This is a genomic window from Microbulbifer sp. ABF4_143 (assembly GCF_056160225.1).
Genome location: NZ_JBSWWT010000006.1, coordinates 179,943 through 202,436, shown reverse-complemented (window position 1 = coordinate 202,436; position 22,494 = coordinate 179,943). Strand labels below are relative to the sequence as shown.

At 63.5% G+C, this 22,494-nt stretch carries 15 protein-coding genes and 1 other RNA gene; 6 read left to right on the top strand and 10 right to left on the bottom strand.

Translation table 11 applies throughout. From position 1 onward, the window contains the following. Window positions 1–190: 190 nt before the first annotated feature. A complete protein-coding gene (locus ACXAF3_RS06895) occupies window positions 191–1,387 on the top strand; it encodes an MFS transporter (protein WP_475111556.1) in 1,197 nt (398 codons plus the stop codon). Window positions 1,388–1,622: 235 nt separating this feature from the next. On the opposite strand, the gene ACXAF3_RS06890 is transcribed toward ACXAF3_RS06895, so the two are convergent. Together ACXAF3_RS06890 and ACXAF3_RS06885 are read right to left on the bottom strand one after the other, a co-directional pair. Continuing rightward, complete coding sequence (locus ACXAF3_RS06890) at window positions 1,623–2,120, bottom strand: GNAT family N-acetyltransferase (protein ID WP_475111555.1); 498 nt, start codon at window positions 2,118–2,120, stop codon at window positions 1,623–1,625. A gap of 41 nt (window positions 2,121–2,161) precedes the next feature. Beyond that, complete coding sequence (locus tag ACXAF3_RS06885) at window positions 2,162–2,335, bottom strand: hypothetical protein (protein WP_475111554.1); 174 nt, start codon at window positions 2,333–2,335, stop codon at window positions 2,162–2,164. Between the two features lie 393 nt (window positions 2,336–2,728). Between ACXAF3_RS06885 and can the strand changes: the two genes are divergently transcribed. The 4 genes from can (at window position 2,729) to ACXAF3_RS06865 (ending at window position 6,835) form a co-directional block, all read left to right on the top strand. Next, window positions 2,729–3,385 carry a carbonate dehydratase gene (can, locus tag ACXAF3_RS06880; protein ID WP_475111553.1) on the top strand — a complete coding sequence of 219 codons (657 nt, stop codon included), beginning with the start codon at window positions 2,729–2,731 and terminating at the stop codon, window positions 3,383–3,385. A gap of 92 nt (window positions 3,386–3,477) precedes the next feature. Beyond that, window positions 3,478–5,127, top strand: a complete 1,650-nt coding sequence (locus tag ACXAF3_RS06875; RefSeq protein WP_475111552.1) for an FAD-dependent oxidoreductase — start codon at window positions 3,478–3,480, stop codon at window positions 5,125–5,127. A gap of 139 nt (window positions 5,128–5,266) precedes the next feature. Beyond that, complete coding sequence (locus ACXAF3_RS06870; protein WP_475111551.1) at window positions 5,267–5,821, top strand: flavin reductase family protein; 555 nt, start codon at window positions 5,267–5,269, stop codon at window positions 5,819–5,821. Between the two features lie 237 nt (window positions 5,822–6,058). After that, window positions 6,059–6,835, top strand: a complete 777-nt coding sequence (locus tag ACXAF3_RS06865; RefSeq protein ID WP_475111550.1) for a glycerophosphodiester phosphodiesterase — start codon at window positions 6,059–6,061, stop codon at window positions 6,833–6,835. Window positions 6,836–6,969: 134 nt separating this feature from the next. Here the strand turns inward: ACXAF3_RS06865 and ACXAF3_RS06860 are convergent, their stop codons facing one another. The 5 genes from ACXAF3_RS06860 to ACXAF3_RS06840 form a co-directional block, all read right to left on the bottom strand. Then, on the bottom strand, window positions 6,970–9,582 hold the full coding sequence (locus tag ACXAF3_RS06860) for a TonB-dependent receptor plug domain-containing protein (protein WP_475111549.1): 2,613 nt from the start codon (window positions 9,580–9,582) through the stop codon (window positions 6,970–6,972). A gap of 348 nt (window positions 9,583–9,930) precedes the next feature. Beyond that, a non-coding RNA gene (locus tag ACXAF3_RS06855) (sX9 sRNA) lies at window positions 9,931–10,008 on the bottom strand. Window positions 10,009–10,277: 269 nt separating this feature from the next. Continuing rightward, a complete protein-coding gene (locus ACXAF3_RS06850; RefSeq protein WP_475111548.1) occupies window positions 10,278–11,219 on the bottom strand; it encodes a DUF4340 domain-containing protein in 942 nt (313 codons plus the stop codon). Window positions 11,220–11,232: 13 nt separating this feature from the next. Continuing rightward, the gene (locus ACXAF3_RS06845) at window positions 11,233–14,145 is read right to left on the bottom strand and encodes a Gldg family protein (protein ID WP_475111547.1); all 2,913 of its coding nucleotides are present in this window, start codon (window positions 14,143–14,145) and stop codon (window positions 11,233–11,235) included. Further along, window positions 14,135–15,082, bottom strand: a complete 948-nt coding sequence (locus ACXAF3_RS06840) for an ABC transporter ATP-binding protein (protein WP_475111546.1) — start codon at window positions 15,080–15,082, stop codon at window positions 14,135–14,137. The genes ACXAF3_RS06845 and ACXAF3_RS06840 overlap by 11 nt, the downstream gene beginning before the upstream one ends. Before the next feature lie 614 nt (window positions 15,083–15,696). On the opposite strand from ACXAF3_RS06840, the gene ACXAF3_RS06835 reads away from it, so the two are divergent. Beyond that, window positions 15,697–16,686 (top strand): transposase, encoded by a 990-nt coding sequence (locus tag ACXAF3_RS06835; protein ID WP_475111545.1) that lies wholly within the window; start codon window positions 15,697–15,699, stop codon window positions 16,684–16,686. A 511-nt stretch (window positions 16,687–17,197) separates the two neighbouring features. On the opposite strand, the gene ACXAF3_RS06830 is transcribed toward ACXAF3_RS06835, so the two are convergent. From ACXAF3_RS06830 to ACXAF3_RS06820, 3 genes are all read right to left on the bottom strand, one after another. Beyond that, the gene (locus ACXAF3_RS06830) at window positions 17,198–19,687 is read right to left on the bottom strand and encodes a Lon protease family protein (RefSeq protein WP_475111544.1); all 2,490 of its coding nucleotides are present in this window, start codon (window positions 19,685–19,687) and stop codon (window positions 17,198–17,200) included. Between the two features lie 75 nt (window positions 19,688–19,762). After that, window positions 19,763–20,962: a pyridoxal phosphate-dependent aminotransferase gene (locus tag ACXAF3_RS06825; protein ID WP_475111543.1), complete on the bottom strand. Its 1,200-nt coding sequence runs from the start codon at window positions 20,960–20,962 to the stop codon at window positions 19,763–19,765. Continuing rightward, the gene (locus tag ACXAF3_RS06820) at window positions 20,959–22,395 is read right to left on the bottom strand and encodes an amidase (RefSeq protein WP_475111542.1); all 1,437 of its coding nucleotides are present in this window, start codon (window positions 22,393–22,395) and stop codon (window positions 20,959–20,961) included. The genes ACXAF3_RS06825 and ACXAF3_RS06820 overlap by 4 nt, the downstream gene beginning before the upstream one ends. Between the last annotated feature and the right edge of the window lie 99 nt (window positions 22,396–22,494).

Sequence of the window (22,494 nt, the reverse complement as noted above, 5' to 3'; positions counted from 1 at the left end):
TTGAAACTCCGTCTCCATCGATCTTCTAATAAATCTAAATAATAATTATTTGCATTAAAAATATCATGTGGGTATTTTGGTCCCAGTTCAAGACCGGAGATAGAAAAAATATCCGGCTGTGAATCGCTGCACAGAATGGGGGGCGGGTTTTCCGCTGTGCAGATTCCCGACACCAGTTGCGGAGCCACGGATGCACAGAGCGATTTACCTGAGGCGGATCAACGGGGTGGTCGCAGCCCAGGGGGCAGCGCAGGTTGTGCTGCTGACACAGATACCGCTGATCGGCGAATACTGCGACCTCGGCCTCGCCGCCATCGCCGGTCTGGTGGCCCTCGGCACCCTGTGCCTGATGCTGGCCGGCCCCCTGTGGGGGGAGCTGGGGGACCGTTTCGGCCGCAGGCCGGTGCTGCTTGCGGGGCTGGCCGGTACCCTGCTGGCACAGGGGCTGTTTGTCGCACTGTTGCTGCTGAGTGCGGCGGGGCTGTTGGACGGCGATCAGGCGCTGCTGGCGCTGGGCGCCAGCCGGATCATCTACGGTCTGAGCGCCGCGGCCATCTATCCCTGCTGCCAGGCCTGGACGGCGGATGCGGCGGGCGGGGAGCGCCTGGCGGCGCTGTCGCGACTCAGCGCCGCGGCCAATCTGGGGCGGGGGCTGGGGCCCCTGCTCGCGCTGCCGACACTCGCCGCCGGCGGCCTCTGGCCGCTGCTCTGGCTGATACTGCTGCCGCTGTGCGCCCTGCTACTGGCGCTGGGCATTCCCGCGCGCGGCGCAGGGCGCGGCGCTGAGGCTGTCGCCGCGCGCCCGAATCCGTGGCAGGTCACGCTGTTTGCGCTGGCCCTGTTCGGGACTGCGAGTATCGGCCAGCTGCAGCTGCTGATGGGGCCGGCAATACGCGATATCTACGACATGAGCGCGGAGCGCGCCTCGCTGGCGACGGCGCTTGTGCTGGCAGCGGCGGCGGCGTGGGGCTTCCTGGTGCAGCGGGGCCTGGTACAGAGGCTGCGCGCGCCGCAACTCTGTCTTGCAGTCGGCGCCCTGCTCGTCTGCGGCGGCACCCTGCTGCTGGCACTGGCGCCGGGCGGCGCGGCGGCGCCGCTGGGGCTGCTGGTGTTCGTCACCGGCTCTGCCTTGCTGGTGCCCGGCTACAGCGCGCTGCTCAGTGCCGGCGCCGGGCGGCGCAACGGGCGCCTGTTCGGGCGCCTGTCACTGATGCACACCGGGGGCTATACCCTCGGTTTCGCATTGGGGGGATGGATTTACACGCGGATACCGGCGCACCCGCTGCTGGGGATGCAGCTGTGCGCGGGGCTGATCGCCGCCGGCACTCTTTTGGCGCTCGCACAGCGCCGCCGGGAAAGCGCAGAGACGCGGCCACTGTGCCACTGAAGCGTCCAGAACCTGTTGGCGAATTCGATCGCCGCTGGACACACCGCGGCCGCGACAACTATTAACCTGACAATAAAATATATGAATCCTCATATCTTTTATTGTCGCCCGCGAAATACTGGCGCAGATACGCGAATCTGCTGGTATTTCGCGGGCTCGCGCCGGCCGATGGCCGGCGGCGGCACATCCCTGTGCCGCATTAACCCGTTAACCTATTCGGTTGTCGGATCAATCACTATAAGTAGCGCTGCCAGAAGTGCGCCTGCCCCATGGTCTCATCCAGCGTATAGGGCCTGAAGCCCGACTTGCGGTAGGCGATCTGCGCCGGCAGGTTTTTCTCCAGTACCTCCAGAGTCAGTTTGCAGCATCCGCGGCTCTTCGCCTCGCGCGCGACCAGTTCCAGCATCTCCGCGCAAACACCGCTGCCGCGCGCGCTTTCGCTGACAATCACATCGTGAATATTCACCAGCGGTTTGCAGGCGAAGGTGGAAAAACCCGTAAAGCAGTTGACCAGGCCCTGCGCCCTGCCGTCGCGGTAGGCCAGCACGCTGAAGGCGCCGGGAAACTCCGCCAGCCTTTGCACCAGCTGCGCGCGGCAGGAGTCAGACAGCGGCTCGCCACCGCCGAAAGGGTCGCGCGCATACTCGTCCATCAACGCGAGAATATCCCGCGCGTGCCTTGCATTTCGGTAGTCCGCGATCAGCGTATTTACCGCAGTCTCTGTAGATTCCATCGCGTCTTTTTACACCTTTTATACGAATAATGGCCGGGCCTTCAGTCAGCGCCGCCGTCGGCCTCACCGGCATCGGCGAAGCGGCGCAGGTAGCTGCACAGGCGGGTGCGCTGCGCCAGCAGCCAGCGCACCCGCAGGCGGTGGCGACACAGCGGGCTGGAGCGGTAGGCGGTGCGCCGACGCCTGGCCACTGCGCGAGTTCGTCTTCTTCCCACAATTCCCTCCGTTGCTAATACCGCCGCTTCCGCTCTGCGGCGTCACGTCTGTGCATATTTTAACCCGGCGATAAATATTGCCGGGTTAATCGCGGCACAAGGATGTGCCGCCGCCAGCCGCAGGCTGGCGCGAGCCCGCTAAATACCAGCAGATTCACACATCTGCGCCAGTATTTAGCGGGCGACGGTTAAATAGATCAGGGCCGAAGGCGCCGCGGGAGCGGCTGGACCGAACTATTTAACCGCCGGGTTAATAGTAAACCGATAATCTGTTTCGCTCGCCCGCTGCACAACAGATAGCAGAGCCCGACATCCGGGGCAACGCCCTTGGCCGGCGCCGGCAAAGCCGTTATCCTGCCAACCAATGAACCTTTAGTCACTCTGGAAAGCCCCTTGCCCCCTATCAAACACCTGTTACAGAACAACCGCCAGTGGTCTCTCGCCACCCGCGAACAGAAACCGGACTTCTTTCTCAAACTGTCCGAACAGCAGTCCCCCGAGTACCTGTGGATCGGCTGCGCCGACAGCCGCGTGCCCGCCAACGAGATCGTCGGCCTGTTGCCCGGGGAGCTGTTCGTCCACCGCAACGTGGCCAATGTGGTGGTGCATACGGACCTGAACTGCCTGTCGGTGTTGCAGTACGCGGTGGAGATTCTGAAAGTCAAGCACATCATCGTGTGCGGCCACTACGGTTGCGGCGGCGTGCAGGCGGCGCTGCACAACCAGCAGCTGGGGCTGATCGACAACTGGCTGCGGCATATCCAGGATGTGCGCGACAAGCACCACACACTGATCGACCTGTTCCAACAGCAGGAGCGCACCGACCTGCTGTGCGAACTGAACGTGCTGGAGCAGGTGATCCACGTGTGCCAGACGACGATAGTGCGCGACGCCTGGCGCTCGGGGCAGAAGCTGACCGTCAACGGCTGGGTATACGGCCTCAAGGACGGGCTGGTGCACGACCTCGGAATCTCCATCACCCACCCGGGGGAGATCGCGGAAATCTACCACAGCGCGCTGACCAATATCGCCCAGCGGGACAAGGAGTAGCGACTTCAACGGCGATTTTCCTTAATATCTTCCGTCCACTAATTCCAAAGACCCGGCCGCAGCCGGGTTTTCTGTAGATGACCGGGGGAACAATGGCCGAATACCGTGTTTGGGAATGTCAGATCTGTGGCTGGATTTACGATGAAGCCAAGGGTTGGCCCGAGGACGGTATAGGGCCCGGCACCCGCTGGGAGGATATCCCCGACGACTGGTGCTGCCCGGAGTGCGGCGCGGCCAAGGAAGACTTTGCGATGGTCGAGGTGGCGGCGCCGCAGTCCCAGGCAGCGCCCCCGCGCGCCCCCGCCCCGGCCGAAAGCGCCGCGCCCACCGCTTCCGCCAAGCCGGCCAGCTACCGCATCTGGGAGTGTATGGTGTGCGGCTGGACCTACGACGAGTCCAAGGGCTGGCCGGAGGACGGCATTGCCCCCGGCACCCGCTGGGAGGATATCCCCGACGACTGGTGCTGCCCCCAGTGCGGCGTGGGCAAGGAGGAATTCGACATGGTGCTGGTGGCCGAGGTCGAAGCCCCGGCCGAACCGGCGCCGGCGCCGGCACCGGCCGCCGCGCCGCAGGGCGACCCGCTGGTAATCGTCGGCACCGGCCTCGCCGGCTACAACCTGGCGCGCGAATTCCGCAAACTGGACAAGCGCACCCCGCTGCTGCTGATCACCGGCGACGACGGCACCTTCTACTCCAAACCGCTGCTGTCCGCCTCCCTGGCCCACGGCAAGACGCCGCAGCAACTCGCCAGCGCCTCCGCCGAGGAGATGGCCCGGGAGCTGGGCGCGGAGATACTGGTGCACACCCAGGTGACCGATATCGACGCCCAGTCCAGGACCCTGACCCTGGTACCGGACAACGGCAGCCACAGCGCCGAACTGCGCTACCACAAGCTGGTGCTGGCCACTGGCGCCGGCTGCCGCCCGCTGCCGGCGATCGACGGCGACGGCCACGCGCGCCTGTTCCGCATCAACAGCCTCGGCGACTACCACCGCTTCCGCACCGCCCTGGTGGGCCGCCGGCGCGTGCTGCTGCTCGGCGCCGGCCTGATCGGCTGTGAATTCGCCAACGACCTGATCCAGGCCGGCTTCGAGGTGGAGATGGTGGATCCGCTGGACTGGCCCCTGGCCACCCTGCTGCCGGAGGCCGCCGGCCGCGACCTCCAGCGCGCCCTCGAAAGCCGGGGAGTGCGCTTCCACGGCAACGCCCGCGTTGCGTGCCTGCAGCGCCGCGGAACCGGCCTCAGCGCGCAGCTGGACAACGGCGAACGACTGGACGCGGATGTCGCGCTGGCGGCCCTGGGCCTGCAGGCCAATACCGGCCTCGCCGAGGCCGCCGGCCTCGAGATAGGCCGCGGCATAGCGGTGAACCGCCAGCTGCAGACCAGCGACAGCAACATCTACGCCCTCGGAGACTGCGCCGAGGTGGACGGCCACCAGCTCTACTTCGTGGCCCCGCTGATGGCCTGTGCCCGCGCACTGGCCCAGACCCTGAGCGGCACACCGACGCCGGTGTACTACGGCGCCATTCCGGTCGCGGTGAAGACCACGCTGCGCCCCACCACCGTCTGCCCGCCGCCGGCGGGGGCCGACGGCGGCTGGCATATCGGCAGCAACGAGGGGGGCGTACAGGCGGAGTTCCGCACCGGCGACGGCCGCCTGCTCGGCTTCGCCCTGACCGGCTCTGCGATCGCCGCGCGGGACAAGCTCGCCGCCGAGTGCGCGCCGCTGATGGACGACTGACCCGCAATTCCGATTGTCACGTAGGAGCGGCCCATGGCCGCGATCGGACCATCGGGTTGCCCCGAAAATCGGTCGCGGCCAAAGGCCGCTCCTGGCCCCGCCGGGGCAAAACGCGCAATAGCGGCACTTTTACCGTAGAATGGCCGCCAGCATCGCAACTGCACAAAAATCCATCGACGGTATGAGCACAGAGAGCAATCAAGCCATTGTCCCCTCCGCCCAGCAGAGCCGCGCCCTGCGCGACACCCTGGGCCACTTCGCCACCGGTGTCACCGTAGTCACCACCCGCGACGCGGAGGACAAGCCCGTGGGCATGACCGTCAACAGCTTCAACTCCGTCTCCCTGGACCCGGCCCTGGTGCTGTGGAGCATCGACAAGCAGGCTCTCGGCTACGAGGCCTTCACCCAGCGGGAGCACTTCGCGGTGCATGTGCTGAAGGCCGACCAGCAGCATATCTCCAATCTCTTCGCCGGCCGCGGCGCCGACAAGTTCGGCCAGGTGCACTGGCACCCGGGCCCCTGTGGAATACCGCGACTCGACGACTGCGCCGCCTATTTCCACTGCCGCCGCGTCCAGTGCATCGACGGCGGCGACCACACGATACTGCTCGGCGAAGTGCTGGAGTTCTCGGCCACCGGCGGCGAGCCGCTGGTCTTCCACCGCGGCCGCTATCGCGCCCTGGCCGGAGACTGAGCCGGATAGGATTTCCACCTGTAGGATGGGCAAAGGGGCGCGGCGACCTGCCCGTTGTCGGGCAGCCGTGATGGCACGCTTCGCTTTGCCCACCCTGCGCGACCGAGTCCGACTATCAACTGAGTCATTTTTAGCGCCAAATGATCTAAAAATGACCGATTTGCATGGTGGCGCTGTAACCCTAGCGTCATACTTCATAGGCAGGCTGACACTGACGAAGCCACCAGGTCGGTAATCATGCAGACACCCGGCACCCTCTTCTGTTTCGCCCACCGCGGCTACCGCCAGCGGGCCACCGAGAACACCCTGCAGGCCATAGCCCACGCGCTGGAGTTCGACGTGGACGGCATAGAGGTGGATATCTGGAATGTGGGCGGCCAGCTGCTGGTCAAACACGACCGCCGCCTGGGCCGCCTGATCGCCGGCAGTGAACTGCTCACCGACATGTGCCCGGAAGCGCTGCGCGAGATGCTGCTGCCCTGCGGCGGCCGCGTGCCCACACTGCGCGAGGTGCTGGAAGCAGTCGGCAACAACGCGCAGCTGAATATCGAACTCAAGGGCCCCAACTGCGCCGCGCTGGTGGCCAGCGAACTGGAATCCTATGTCTGCGACAGCGGCGCCTGCTTCGAGCAGTACCTGATCTCGTCTTTCGACCACCGCCAGATTTACGAGAGCCTGCAGCTGCTGCCGGAAGTGCGCCGCGGTGTACTGATCGATGGCATCCCGCTGGATCTGGCCGCCTGCGCCGAACCGCTGAAGGCCTACTCCATGCACCTGAGCCTGGACTTCGCCGATCCGGAAATGATCGCCGACGCCAAGCGGCGCGGCCTGAAGAGCTATGTGTTCACCGTCAACAACCCCGAAGACCTGGCCCTGGTCGCGTCCATGGGCGCAGACGGCGTCTTTACCGACGAACCGCAGATGGTGATGGACTACAACGCGCGGGCGACCGCGGAGATGCTGTTGCAGCAACAGAGGCTGACCGGCGACAGCGATCTGCCGCAGGTGCCGTAACCGGATCGGTCGGCAGGAGCCTGCTCGCAGCGAATATTCCGCGCCTTGGTTCCTGTCATTCGCCTGCGAGCAGACTTCTACAAAAAAGCCGGCACAAAGTGCCGGCTTTTCTGCGATTGGAGTCAACGAAAGGCTTAGAAATCCGCACTCGCGCGCAGATACCAGAAGCCGCCGTTAAAGCCAAACGGGGAGGTGAGGGACTGGCGAACACCTAGGATTCGCAGAATAGGATCTGCCTCATCATCCGGTTGCACGTCGAAAATGTTCTCTCCGCCAACGGAAACCTTGTAGTTATCGGCTATGTTGAAAGTTGCCTCCAGATCCACCAGTACCTCTCCACTGTAGGTCGCCGGGGCAGAGCCAAAAAGACCGCCGGTGGATTCCCAATCACTATAGCGATTAAAGCGCAGGTAACCGTTAAACAGATCACCGGTATCATAGTCAAACGTCAACGTGGTGCGATCGCTCGGCACTTGATTTTCCAGGTCATACACGCGCAACTCGTTGATCGTGTTTTCCGCGACGCGGGTAACCTCCTGCTGGTTGTGGTTGTGGCGCAGGTCCACGGTTAACAGATTTCCCGCGATTTCGAAGTCACTGGTAATGGCCAAGTCTATACCGCTTACCTCAGAGTCGTATGCGTTCACAAAGTAGTTGACATTGCCTTCGAAAAACTGAGCGGCGTTTGTAACCCCTGCAGCTGTTAATAGATCCAGCTCATTGACACCATCGGTATCATCACCCTCGCCGTTGCCAATCGTGTGGTTGCGCAGTGCCAAGCGGTTCTCGATATCGATGTTGTAATAGTCGATGGTGATACTGGTGTTATCGAATGGCGTGATCACTGCGCCAAGCGTAAAGCTGGTGGACTCCTCCGGTACCAGCGGTACTGAGCCAAAAGCCTGTGCTACCGGATGATCGACGGGATAGGTACCGTTCGGAACAAGGTTGCCCTGCGAATTCGCCGTTGTGGTCACGTTCAGCGTATTAACCTGACCCGGCGTCGGCGCGCGGAATCCGGTGTTAGCCGTTGCGCGCAGCGCAAAGCGCTCATTGAAGTCATAGCGAGCGGATAGTTTCCAGTCGGAAGTGGAGCCGAACTGATCGAAGTCCTCATAGCGCAGTGCTGCTCCCAGAGTCAGCTGATCGGTCACATCCGCTTCCAGGTCCACATAGGCCGCGGCGCTATCGCTGTCGTAGCTTCCTGCAGCCTCCACGGGGAAGCCCTGAAAGCCGTCGGAGCCTTCACCGAAGTAGTTCGCAGTAGGTGTGCTGGCGCGAGAGGCCTCGTCACCGGCAGCGATTTTATAGGTTTCCCGCCGCCACTCGGCACCGAACGCCAGGTTCAGCGGCGACGCAAACATCGCCATATCGATCGGCTTGACGAAATCGGCATTCAGGCTCGTTTCTTCCTGAGTCAGGGTTCCCGGGTTGAAGGAGGTTGGAGATAGAGCACCCAGGCTCGGGTTGATAGAGCCCTCCAGCACGTACTCCACTTCGTTTTCAGCAGTGCGCGCGCGTATATCCCAGCTCAGCCCGTTGTCCAGTTCACCGCGGGCACCAAACACGACGGAAATGTCACTGATATTCGCACCGAACTGTGGGTTGTAGCCGCCCGGGAACATCGTGTAGATCGGGTTGCGCAGTACATAACCACTGGGACTCGAAGCATCGGCAACCAGTAAATCGGACGGACTCATGCCTTGAGCCACAATGCTATCAATCAACGACTGTGGGGCCGGGTCAGGCAGAAAATCGCCGTCGGCATCTTTCTGCAAGGTGGGGCGGGCTTCGATTCCATATTGCGGATCCACCACCGGATTACGATAGAAAAAATCCGAGATAGTCTCGTTGTCGGAGTAGCCGAAGTTGCCGTACAGCTCGACGCTGTCACCGATGTCGTAGCCAGCGTTAACAAAAAGCTTGGTCGTCTCCACCTCCGGATCGCCCCAGCGCTGGCCGAGGCCGTCAAGCGGCACCTGATCCACCCCAACTGCGGCACCGACAGCCGCAGCGCCGGCATGAGCCTCACCGCGGGAGGTTTTGTCCGCAGTTGAGTGCTCTATAGTGGCGTTGACGAATCCGTTCTCGCCGAGGCCGAATCCGGCGTTGGCCGCCAGGCTGGTGCGGGTACCGTCGCCCTCGAAGTACTCACCGGTCTGCGCGGACACGCTGATACCCTCGGCGTCGTCTTTCAGCACCACGTTGACCACACCGGCGATCGCATCGGAGCCGTACTGGGCCGAGGCGCCGTCGCGCAATACCTCCACCCGCTCGATGGCCATGGACGGGAGTGCGGCGAAGTCCACCGCCTGCGCACCCTGGTTGACGGTGCCCAGCGGCGCCAGCTGCAGGTTCACCAGCGCCGAGCGGTGGCGGCGGGTGCCGTTGACCAGTACCAGCGTCTGGTCCGGGGACAGGTTGCGCAGGGTCACAGGGCGGATAAAGGCGGTGCCGTCGGCGATCGGGAAGCGCTGGGTGTTGAACGACGGCGCTATCTTGGCCAGCGACTCGGTCAGGTCGAAACTGGCCTGGTCCGCCAGATCGGCGCCGCCGACCAGATCCACCGGCGACAGGGTCTCTGTAGGAGAAACCCCCTCCTTTCGCGTACCAACGGTTACAACTTCCTCCATCACACCATGATCGGCTGATGGTGTTTGCTCCTCCTGTGCCAGCGCAGCGGAGGCGGGAATGGCGAGTGCAGCGGCAATTGCCAGAGAGAGTGGTTTAAAGGAATAAGTGTGCATTTATGCTCGTCCTCATCTGATTATCGTTATGTCATCGAGCATCGCCCTGTACCCAAAGGCGAAAGCATCTGATGTGCTTTATGTTCTTATTACACAAAAGTGTCGAGGCAGAATATTTCAATCGGAAAGTAGCTTCAATCCATCATTGCTCGACACGCAGAAATGGCAAATATGTCACACTGGAATGGTGCGCCACACAACGTCTGGCGCGGAATTAAACTGCGCGCAACAGCGCTATCAGCCGATCTCCCGCTCAAATTGGATGCGGTTCTACGTCAATCGCAGGGTCCGCGCGGCTGGAACTGCGTCGGCGGAGGTCTGCGGACACCGGCCGGCAACCACACTAGAGGCTGTTTCATAACGTAGCGAGCGGGTGACTGGTGGTGGCCGCCGGAGCGGAGGCACCGCAGTGTACAAGTAGTACATGAGGATGCCGAGCACCGCCGGACGCCGCCAGGTGCCCGTGTAGTAGTTATGAAACAGCTTCTAGTTGAATTTTCGGCGAACCGCGCCAAACACTTCAGTGAAACGGCATTGCGAAAACCAGGAAACTTAGAAAAATTTTTTGATACCTTCGGCAGAATTGAGTCCGACAGTACAGAACCAGCGCGCGGGCAAGGGTCTTTATTCGCCTGCGGGCGGGCTCCCACAAAAAAGCCGGCGCATTTGCGCCGGCTTTTTGCTGCGGAGCCTCGCTAGCTCTTCGCGGCGGAGTCCTCCTCTGTTTTTTCCTCTGCGGTCTGCTCCGGCTCCTCTTTTACCTGCAGCACCAGCGCTTCGTTGCGCAGGTCGGCGATGCGTTCGTAGTCGTAGCGGCTCAACTCGAACAGCTGCTCCCGATCGCCGCGGCGCACGAAGAAGCGGTCGTCCGCCTGCAGGAACTCATAGTCGAGTTCGCCGCTGTCGGTGGCGACCTTCAGTGCTACGGCTTCCGCTTCGGGCGCCTCTTCGACGGGTTTGGTGATGCGCAGGTTTTTCAGCGCAGTGACCAGTTGGCGGGCCTTGTTTTCGTCGAGCGGACTGTCGCCCTCGGCGAAGTGCCACTTGCCGTCGCGCTTTTCGAGCCGGTAGTCGGGGCCGGTGATGGCCTCGACCTCGCCCGCGGCGAGCAGCTTCTTGTCCAGCCAGCTGCCCGCCTGGGCGGGCAGCTCGTAGCTGTTCAGCTCGACGGCGTAGATGGCGTCGTCACCGGCGCGCCGCAGGTGCACCTTGCGGAATCCGGGAGAGGTACCGATAAACAGTTCCGCCAGCGGCTCCTCGCCGTCACCGTAGAGGCGCAGGCGCTTCTGGAATTTGTCCTCGGCCACCTCGAAACGCGCGTGGCTGGCGCCGCTGGTGGCCACCGGCCAGCCGGTTTTCAGCGCGCCCAGTTTGCCGAGTAGGGATTCCAGTTTGGCGCCGTCCGCCGGCAGGTCGTGGAGTGCCGGCAGCTGCCACTGATCACCGCTTTTCTGCAGCGTGACGCTGTCGTCGCCGCTGCCGATTTCCAGGCGCTGCAGCTGGCTCTGTTCCACGGCCAGCAGCGGCTCGCGCTGCTGCTGCATTTCCTGCTGGCGCTGCTCGCGCCAGAAAATGCCCGCGGCCAGCACCAGTTGCAGGGCGAGAAATCCACTCAGATAGAATTGCAGTTTCTTCATATCTCCTTCCTCCTCAGCCCGCGAGCAGTTCGCGGTATTTGCTCTGCCGCGCGCGCTTGCGCAACTGCTGTACCAGGGCCACCAGTCCCAGCGCCAACAGGGCGCAGATATAGTTCAGGTACTCCCAGAACAGCTGGGTGCCGTGCTCCATCGGCGGCAGGGTGCGGTTGAAGTGACTGCGGGAGCGGATGGACAACAGGCCCGCGTCCTCCAGCGCCCAGTCGACGCTGTTGGCCAGCAGCTGCAGCGTGTTCAGGTATTCGCTGCCGGCGGCGGAGCCGCTCATGCGCAGCACCTGGTCGCGCAGGAAGTCGTTGGAGGAGAAGAGAATGATGCGCGCGGATTCCGGCGAGCGGCTGATCTGCGCCGGCAGGGCTTCCAGTTTCGCCTCGCCCTCGGCCTTTTCCTCTCCGTCCTCGGCAGCCTCCTCCCGCTCCGCCAGCTGCTCGGCCAACAGCGGCGACTGCTTGTCGGCGAAGTAGGAGTCGAAGCGGCCGGCGCTGATTACGCCGAGCAACTGCGCGCCCGTCTCTCCCTCGGGCCTGAAGACACTGACGGCGCCGTCCACCAGCCGCGGCATCACGTCGGTGGAGCTGGACAGCCAGGCGCCCTCGGAGCTCTTCAGCAGCTCGGTGATCTGCCGCCCGGCGGACCTGTCCGCGTCAACGCTGATCGGCGAGGCCCAGCTCATGGTCGCCTGGGGCAGGTTGGCGGTGATCGGGTTGTCGCGGTTCAGGCCGTCGCCGCGCACGTCGACGAAATAGGGGTAGTCGAGCATGCGCAGCTCCTGCAGCTGGAAGCCGCCGATATTGCGTGTGACCGGCACCGGGAAGGCGCTGTTCTGCGGATCCAGCACCAGCTTGTCCTCTATCTTGAGGCCCATGTGTTCGAGCCACTTGTCGAGGCCGCTGTCCACCTTCGCCAGGCTCAGGTTGCGGTTGCTGAGGCTGGCGCTGTAGGGCGAGGTGGCCGCGATCACTGTGCCGCCCTGCATCAGGAACTGGTCCACCGCGTAGAGCTGCTTCTGATCCAGGTTGCGCGGCGACAGCAGCAGCAGGATATCCGCCTCGCCGGATACGCGGCCGTCGCTCAGGTCCTCGCGCTCGATATTCAGCTCGGCGCCAAGCAGCGTCTCCAGCTGTGTAAAGCGCGCGCCGCCGAAGCCGCCGTGGGCGAAGTCCCGCTCCGGCGCCACCAGCGCCACCGTCTTGGTGAAGCCGCTGGCGAAGCGCTTGATACCGGCCTCGAAGTTGCGCTCCAGGCTGTCTTTCTGCAGATCGTCGAGGGGTATCTGCACCACTTGGTCGCCTTTGGCCAGCGTCAGGTAGAAGTAGAAGGGTTCGCCGAACAGGCCGGCCGCCATCGGCTGGAAGCCGTAGTCGGCGGCTATCTGCTTGGCCACGGCGCCGCCGTCCGCATCGGGATCGACGAATTCGACCGACAGGCGCTCGCCGGCCTGCTGCTGCAGCGCCTCGGCCACCTCGCGCACCGACTGCTTGAAGCCTTGGAGCTGCTGCGGCAGGCGCTGGTCCGCGGAGACATAGGCGGTGAACTGCAGTTCGCCCTTGACCGTGTCGAACAGGTTGCCACCGGCCTGATAGCTCTGCAGCACCTTCTTGATCGCGCGGGTCAGGTCGTGTTCCGGGTTGCGCAGCTGTACGTCCACGTCCGTCTCGCTGTCGGCCTTGATCTCGATCAGGTCGCGGAAGCCGAGCACTTCGTGCTCATCGCCGTACTGCACCAGCACGTCGAAGTAGGAGCTGACGATGGAAGCCTGGTAGCGGTCCGCCACCTGGAAGGGTACCGGCGCTATGCCGTACTTCTGGTTGGCCTCCTCTTCCAGCTCCGGCTCCCGCACCGGGTCCACGAACTCGACGCGCACGCGGCCGTCGCCGGCCACCTCGTATTCCCTCAGCAGGTCGCGCAGCTGCGGCACCAGCGGCGCCAGCAGCGGGTGCGTCTTGGAACTGAAATAGCCGCGGATCAGCAGCGGCTCCTGCAACTGCGCCAGGTAGCCGCGGGTGGCCGGGGAGATGGAATAGAGGCGGCCCTCGGTCACATCCAGGCGCAGGCTGTGGATCTGCCCCAGCCACAGGTTGGCCCCCAGGGCGTTGGCCACCAGCAGCGCGGTCACCGTGCGCCAGCGGTTGCGGTTGGCGGCGTCGCCGCCGGCGGCCCAGCGCTCCCGCTCCAGCACCAGGGTGTTCAGGGCCAGGAAGACGGCCACCAGGCTCAGGTAATAGTAGAGATCGCGCAGATCGATCACGCCGCGGGTGATGGCGTCGAAGCGCGACCCGGTGCCGAGCGCGCGCAGCCACTCGGCGACGCCGCCGCCGAACAGATCCGTCAGTACCGGCGCGCCGAGCAGGTAGAAGAAGCCGCACAGGGCGCTGGCGACAATCAGGCTCACTATCTGGTTGCCGGCCTGGGCCGACACAAACAGGCCGATACTCAGGTAGGCGGCGCCGAGCAGGAAGGTGGCCAGGTAACCGGCCAGCACCGGCCCCCAGTCCAGCTCGCCGATCATCGCCACGGTCACCGGCAGCGGCAGGGTGATCGCCAGGGCGATGGCCAAGAGCGCCAGGCAGGCGAGGAACTTGCCGGCCACGAAGTGCCACAGGGGCGCGGGCATGGTCAGCACATGCTCCAGGGTGCCGCTGCGGCGCTCCTCGCTCCACAGGCGCATGGTCAGGGTGCTGCACAGGAAGATCAGCAGCAGCGGCATCCACTCGAACAGCGGCCGCACGTCGGCGATATTGCGCGCGAAGAAGGACTCGCCCCAGAAGAACACGAACAGGCTCACCGCCGCGAAACAGGCCAGGAACAGATAGGCCACCGGGGAGGCGAAGAACAGGGTGATCTCCTTGCCGGCGACGCGTGCAATCAGGCTCTTGTTGGACTTTTTGTCGAAATCGTCAGGCCGCATGGCTCAGTTCCTCCTTCGCTATCGCACCGGATTCGCTCACCTGGCGGAACAGGCTCTCCAGATCCCGCTGCTCCGGCTGCAGCCGGTAGAGCTGATCGCCGCCTTCGATCACGGTTTTGGCCACAGCCGCGCTGACTTTGCGCAGGGCCGCCTCGCCTTTCAGCACCAGGCGGTAGCCGCCCTTCTCCCGCAGCCCCTCCACCGACGCGATGCCGTCGACGGACTGCAGCTTGTTGGCTATGTCTGTGGCGGAAGTCTCCAGCAACAGGGCGTTGCTGGAACGCAGTTGATCCAGCTTCTCGTCCACCACCAGGCGACCGGAATTAATGATCAGCACCCGGTCGCACAGCGCGTCCACCTCCTGCAGGATATGGGTGGACAGGATCACCGTGGCCTCGCGGGATATCTCGCGGATCAGTGCGCGCATCTGCTGGGTCTGGGTCGGGTCCAGGCCGTTGGTGGGCTCGTCCAGGATCAGCAGTTTGGGCCGACCCAGAATCGCCTGGGCCACACCGACCCGCTGCTTGAAGCCGCGCGACAGGGTATTGATGGGCGCATCCAGCTTCGCCGTCAGCTCGGTGGCGCGCACCGCGCGGCGTATCTCTTCGCGCTTCTCATCGCCGGCCAGGCCCTTTAGCTCCGCCGCGTAGTCCAGGTAATCCGCAACCGTCATCTCCCCGTAGAGGGGCAGGTTCTCCGGCAGGTAACCCAGGCCGCGCTGAATCTTCTTCGCGTGCCGGGCCAGGTCCAGGCCGCCGATACGCACGCTGCCCGCGTCCGGCTCCAGGTAGCCCGACAGCATCTTCATGATGGTGGTCTTGCCGGCGCCATTGTGCCCCAACAGGCCGACGATCTCGCCTTTACCGATGGCGAAACTGACATTGTCTACGGCCTTGAAAGCGCCATAGCAGCGGCTCAGATGGCTGACTTCAAGCACCTTTTCCTCCTTATTTTCAGGTTTCTTCTGAGGTTGTTTCTGTGGACTTAGTGAGAACAGCAATCAGGGCGGCGGGCGCGCCGCCGGGGTGCGCTGGCACCGGATGGGAAAGAGAAACAGGGCAAGGCCCGCCCGCTGGGTGCGGCGAACCGGGCCAGAGCAACTGGCCTTGTGCGGGAAACTATCGCCGGCGCCGGCCACACGGCGCCCATCAGTCGCAAAAATCATTGTTCGCGGCGGACAGGCGGGGGATGCCCGTTAAAAACAAGGTTCAAACGATTGATTGGCGGTTAGATAGGGGCGTTTGGGGAAAGTTCAAGGAGGGGCGATGGCGGCTGGGGAGCCCCACAAAAAGAAATATCAACCAGATTGAAAATCCTGATTGATCCAATCAATAGCACCTCGAAATCTTGCTTCCCCAAATCAGGACTCCCCAAATCAGGACAGCCATCTAATAAGAGCCCTTTAGCAAATCATACAAATCAGGGACAGCCATCTTAAACCTCCAAATCAGGACAGCCACCAAATAAGAGCCCTTTCGCGCCAGAATGTTGCATTTCCGATTGCCTCGCCCAAAATACTGGTTATTCATACACATGGATGGATGAACAGATATGACACTCCCGCGCAAGTCACTGATTTCTCTGGAGACAACCCCCTACTACCACTGTGTCTCCCGCTGCGTGCGTCGCGCCTTTCTGTGCGGACGGGACGAACGTACCGGACAGTGCTTTGAACACCGGCGCCAGTGGATCGAGGATCGGCTGCTGGAACTGGCTCAGGTATTCGCGCTGGACATCTGCGCCTACGCAGTGATGAGCAACCATTACCATGTGGTACTGCATGTCAATAAGGCACAAGCAACCGGCTGGGATTTGCGCGAAGTGGTGGAGCGCTGGCACCGGCTCTGCAAGGGCAGCCTGCTCTCCCAGCGCTTTGCCCGCAACGAGGTCCTGAACAAGGCTGAGCTGGCACGGCTTGAGGAGGTGGCGGAAGTGTGGCGGGAGCGGCTGATGGATATCAGCTGGTTCATGCGCATGCTGAATGAGTCCATCGCCCGCGAGGCCAACCGGGAGGACGGCTGTTCCGGCCGTTTTTGGGAAGGCCGTTTCAAATCCCAGGCACTGCTCGATGAAAGGGCTCTGGCTGCCTGCCTGGCCTATGTGGATCTGAACCCGATCCGCGCGAAAATAGCGGACACACCGGAAGCATCGGACCACACCTCTATCCAGCGGCGCATCTCTGCGGCTAAAGGCGGCAAGCAGCCGGACCAACTCTTCCCTTTCGCCGGCAATCCTAGGAAACCCATGCCGGCGGGGCTGCCTTTCCGGTTGCAAGACTATCTGGAACTGGTGGACTGGAGCGGGCGCTGCCTGCGTGAGGACAAGCGCGGAGCCATCGAAAACACGCTGCTACCGATTCTCGACCGACTGCAGATAGACCCTCGGCACTGGCTCTACCTGAACCGCAACTTCCAAAGCCGCTTCAAGTCTCTGGTAGGCGCCGCTCACTCGGTGCGCAGTGCCTGTGAGCAGCTCGGCAAACGCTGGGTCCATGGAATTCTCGACTGCGAACGCTATCTATCTCCGCCGACCACTTCCTAGAGTTTTATCTTTCTTTTAAAAAAGCCATCGCGGGCTTCTGCGAGGGCTGTTACATCCCAATAAAACTGTTTGGCGCAATTACACACAGGACCTCGGGTCTACTTACCTGAATAGACAGCTCCGGCAACAGAGCGGAAGTCTACCTACCGTTTTTTTAATTTATGGGTGTCCAGTTTTGGGGTTTTCCAGTTTTGGGGCTTTGGTGGGTGTCCAGTTTTGGGGGTCCAGTTTTGGGATTTATGGATGTCCAGTTTTGGGGAGATTGGTGGGTGTCCAGTTTTACCGTTTTGGGGCTTTACCGTTGGGGAGATTGGTGGGTATCCAGTTTTGGGGCTTTTAATTTATGGGTGTCCAGTTTTGGGGTCCATGGGTGTCCAGTTTTGGGGTTGGGGAGATTGGTGGGTGTCCAGTTTTGGGGAGGGGTGTCCAGTTTTGGGGAGTGGGGCTCTTTGGGGCTCCCGGAAAGTACCTCGCTGAACTGCTGAGGATGTCCCGGCAGCGCAGTCCGCACTCAATAGGTATCCCGCCCGGGTTTATCGTCCCCCTCCCCTTTAACCGGCGGCGAGTCCGGCGGCTTGTCCTCCCGCCTGTTCAACTCCCTATCCAGCAGTTTTTCACGGGTCTCCTCCAGCTCCCGTAACCGCTGCTGCACCCGGCCGTTGAAGGACTGCGGCGGGTATTCGCCCCGCTCGTCCAGGTCGCCGGCCTCGAGGCCGGTGAGCAGGGCCTGGGCCTGGTCCACGTCCGTCACCGCGTAGACGGCGAATTTTTGCGCGCGCACCGCCTCGACCACTGCATCTTTCAGCATCAGGTGCTGCACATTGGACGCGGGAATAATCACGCCCTGCTTTCCGTCCAGGCCGCGCGCTTTGCAGATATCGAAGAAGCCCTCGATTTTTTCGTTCACGCCGCCCACCGCCTGCACTTTTCCCAGTTGGTTGACGGAGCCGGTCACTGCCAGGCTCTGGCGCAGCGGTACCCGCGCGACGGCGGACAGAAGCGCGCAGAGTTCCGCCAGCGAGGCGCTGTCGCCGTCGACGGGGCCGTAGGACTGTTCGAACACCAGGCTCGCGGACAGAGACAGCGGCTGCGAGGCGGCGTAGCGGTTGGCGAGGAAGGACTGCAGTATCAGCACGCCCTTGGAGTGCAGGGGGCCGCCCAGTTCCGACTCGCGCTCTATGTCGACCATCTTACCGCTGCCGAGACGGGCGGTGGCGGTGATGCGCGAGGGGCGGCCGAAGGCCATATCGCCGAGCTGCACCACGGAGAGGCCGTTGATCTGGGCCACCTGTTCCCCGCCGGTATCGATCATCAGTATGTCGCGCTCGATGGCCTCCTGCATGCGCTCCTGCCACTGGCGCTGGCGGTGCTCGCGTCGCTCTACGGCCTTCTGCACATGGGAGGCCTCCACCTGTGTGGCCTCCTCGCGCCGGCACCAGTAATCCGCCTCGCGCAACAGGTCTGCCAGACGCTCGCCGTGCAGCGACAGTTTTTTCGCATCCCCCGCCTGGCGCGCGGCCTGTTCCACCAGCCGCGCCGCGGCCGCCTGCGAGACCGGATTGAGTTTTTCCCGCTTGGCGAAGGCGTGAATGCGCCGCGCGTAGGCGGCCACGCTGTCGCGTTCGCGCGCTATGTCTTCGGCGAAATCCGCGTAGACCTTGAACAGCTGTTCGGCCTCGGGGTCATGGGCTTTCAGCAGGTAGTAGAGCCAGCGCTCGCCGATCAGCACCACGTTCACGTTCAGCGGTATCGGTTCCGGCTCTAGAGTGGTGGTGGAAAGCAGCCCCAGCTGCAATTCCAGCGGTTGGATTTTCAGTTCGCGTGAGCGCAGTGCGCGCTTCAGGGTCTCCCACATAAAGGGCGTCATCAGCAACCTGCGGGCATCGAGTACCAGGCAGCCGCCGTTGGCGCGATGCAGAGATCCACCCTTGATCAGCTTGAAGTTGGTGCTCAGGGTGCCCATCTGCGACTCGTGTTCAATGCGCCCCAGCAGATTGGTATAGGTGGGGTTTTCCTCGTAGACCACCGGCGCGCCCCCGGCATCGGCGTTGTCCACCAGGATATTCACGCGGAAGCAGTTGAACTCCCGCGCGCGGATCAGTTTGCGCGGCGCTATGCCCTCCTTCTGCCCCTGTTCGCCGGCGTTGCGGAAGTCGTCGGCATTTTCGATCACGCCGCGCTTGATGTCCTCGATAAACGCCTGCACCTCGTCCAGATTCTGGTAGCGCCGGCGCAGCCAGTCGATGCGCTCGTCCAGAGTCAGGTGCAGGAACTCGCGATTCAGGCGCTTCAGGTCCCGGGCCAGCTTTTCGTGCCAGCGCAGCGCGCGGCCCAGGGTTTCCTTCAGGTCGACATTGACTTTTTCGATCTTTTCCTTGAGCCGCTGCTGCTCCTCTTCCGGCAGGTCGCCGAACTCCTTCGGGCTGAGGAATTCCCCATCCCGCAGTGGCCCTATGGTGTAACCGGAGGGGGTGCGCAGTACGCCGATGCCGATAGCCCTGGCGCGCTCCACCAGGTCCGAGAAGGCCTGCTCCTCGCGCTCTTCCAGTTGCTGTTTGAGCTCATCCTTGCGCGCGCGGTATTCGTCGCTCTTGAAGATGTCGGGAATGGCAACGAGCAGATGTTCGAGCAGTTCGTCGGTATCGCGGCGCAGCTGCCGCGCGGTGCCGGTGGGCAACACCAGTGCCCGCGGCCTGTGTTCGGCATGGAAGTTGTGGATATAGCAGAGGTCGGGGGCGGGCTCCTGTTTTTTCGCCCAGGCGCCTATGCGCTTTTTTACCAGCGCGTGCTTGCCCAGGCCGACGGAACCGGCCACATAGAGGTTGAAGCCGTTGCCGGACATGTCCAGCGCAAACTCCAGCGCCTCCAGGGCGCGGTCCTGGCCGAAGGGAGGGCTGTCGGCGTCTTCGCTCTTTGCGGGCTCGCCCTCTTCTCGCTGTTCCAACCACTCCAGCGGGCACCGCTGGTAGAGCTGTTCCGGTTTCAGGGGAGCTGGGTTCATGGGTGCGCCTGGAATTGGGATATTCTGCCGCAGGGGGCACGCTGCCCCGCGCCCACCCTACGGACAATCATAGACTCAGCCGAAATCCTGCTTCTCCATCCACGGAATTATCCGCTCGAAGGCCCGCTCGATATTCTCGATCGAAGTGGCGTAGCTGATGCGCAGCGCGTTGCGGCAGGACTCGCCAAAGGTGTCGCCGGCGATGGTGCAGACGCCGGTCTGCCGCAGCAGGCGCAGCGCCACATTGTTGCCGTTGACGCCCTCCGGCAGCGACGGAAAAAGGTAGAAGGCCCCCTCCGGCATATAGCCCTCCAGGTGCGGCGTCTGTTCCACCAGTTGCACCAGGCGGTCGCGCCTGCGCCTGTAGGTCTCGATAATGTCGTCGATAAAGCCGCGCTGGCCGCGCAGTGCGGCGACGCCGGCCCACTGACAGGGGGTGTTGGCGACAGTGGTGGTGAACATATGGTAGCGGCGCAGTTTCTTGATCGCGCCCTGGCTGGCGATCATCCAGCCGATGCGCATGCCGGCCATGCTGAATGTCTTGGAGAAGCTGCTGATGACCATCACGTGGTCGAGATCCGAGCAGCAGGAAAGCACACCGGCGTATTCCCGGTTGTCGTAGATCAGATGGTCGTAGACCTCGTCGCTGATCACATAGAGGCCGCGGTAGGCCGCCTCCTGCACGATTGTCTCTATGGTCTCGCGCGGGTAGACGGTGCCGGTGGGATTGCTGGGCGAATTCAGTACTATCGCGTGGGTCTTCTTGTCGATCGCGTCTATGACTTCCTGCGGGTCCAGCTGGTGGTTGTTCTCCGCGCGGGTGGGGATGTATTTGACCTCGCCGCCGTTCATACGGATCAGCGGCGCGTAGAGCATGAAGGACGGATCCGGCACGATAAATTCGCGCCCCGGGGCGGACATCGCAGTCAGCGCCAGGTAGATGGCCTCGGTGGCGCCGGTGGTCACGAGAATATTCTCCGGGGACAGCGCGCGGCCGTAGCGCTCGCCGTTGTACTCCGCCAGCGCGTCGAGCAGCTCCGGCAGGCCGGCGTCCATGGTGTAGCCGGTCTGCCCCGCCTGCAGCGCGTCCACCGTGGCCTGGATCACATGGGGCGGCGCCGGGGCATCCGGCTGACCGATGGACAGATGGATAACATCGTCCATGGTCGCGGCCAGGTTGACCATCTTGCGGATGCCCGGCACGGGTATCGTCAGCAGCGCCGGGTTCCAGACCGGGTCTTCGGACTCGTAGAAGTCGAAATCCAGCCGGCTCACGCCCTCTCCTCCGCCCCGGCGGCGCACAGCTGCGGGCGCCGGTCTGTCAGCGGCGCGGCCATCTGATAGGCCTGACCGGCGCGCAGCACGGCGGCGTCCTCGAAGCGGCGGCCGACAAACTGCACGCCGATGGGCAGGCCGTCGGCGGAGAAGCCACAGGGCACCGACAGCGCCGGTTGACCGGTGAGATTGAACGGATAGGTAAAGGGCGTCCACGAGGGCCAGCGGGTGCTGGGCCAGTCTTCGGGCACCTCGCGCCCGGCCTTGAAGGCGGTGATCGGCAGTGTCGGCGTCAGCAGCAGGTCGTAATTGCGGTGGAAGCTGGCCATGCGCTCGCACAGGGCCGCGCGTTCATTGCACGCCGCCAGGTAGTCGAGCATCGACAGCTGCGCCGCCTTGTCCGCCACCGCGACCAGCTGCGGATCCATCATCTCCCGCTGGCGCCTGCCCAGGTCGCGCAGCGCGTTGGCGGCGCCACCGTAAAACAGGTGGCCGAAGGGCGCCAGCGGATCGTCGAACCCCGGATCCACCTCGCTGACCTCGGCGCCGAGGGACTGCATCAGTCTCGCCGCCGCCTGCACCGCCGCCTCCACCTCGCGGTCCACCTGCACATAGCCGAGGGCCGGGCTGAAGGCGATGCGCACACCTTGGAGCAGTTCGCGCGGCTCGCCCTGGATCTCCGCCAGATAGTCGATACCGCGCCTGGGTATCGCCTGGGTGTCGCGGATATCGGCCTCTGTGAGCACATTCATCATCAGCGCGCAGTCGGCCACCGTCCAGGTCATGGGGCCGGCGTGGGCCAGGGTGCCGAAGGGGCTCGGCGGCCAGTGCGGTACCTCGCCGAAGCTGGGCTTGAGGCCGACGACGCCGCAGAAACCGGCGGGAATGCGGATGGATCCGCCGGCATCGGTGCCGAGCGCCAGCGGGCCCATACCCAGCGGTATCGCCGCCGCGCTGCCGCCGCTGGAGCCGCCGGCGGTCTTGTCGGTATTCCAGGGGTTGCGGGTCACGCCGTCGATCGGGTTGTCGGTGACCCCCTTCCAGCCGAACTCGGGCGTGGTGGTCTTGCCCAGGGGCACAGCGCCGTGGCGGTTCAGGGCCGCGACCGCCGGCGCCTCCTTGCCCAGGGTCGACTCGGGATCTATGGTGCGGGAGCCCTTGACCGTGGGCCACATGGGCGTCAAAAAGACATCCTTGATCGCCACCGGCACCCCGTCCAGTATCCCCTGCGGCTCACCGCGCTGGTAGCGTTGTTCGGATTCCCGCGCGAAGGCCAGACTGGTGTCGCCGTCCACCAGGCAGTAGGCGTTGACCGACGGATTGCAGCGCTCTATCCGGCGCAGCAGCGCCTCGGTGACCTCGACCGGGGAAAATGCCTTGTCTCGATACCCCGCGAGCAACCCCACCGCGCTCATGTGGACAAAATCACTCATGGGTATTCCCTCTTCTTTATTCGCTTCACTCCCCATCCTAGTACGCGGTGGCGCAGAATCTACGGATTGGCGTAGACTCAACCGCCCCGATCGCAGCAC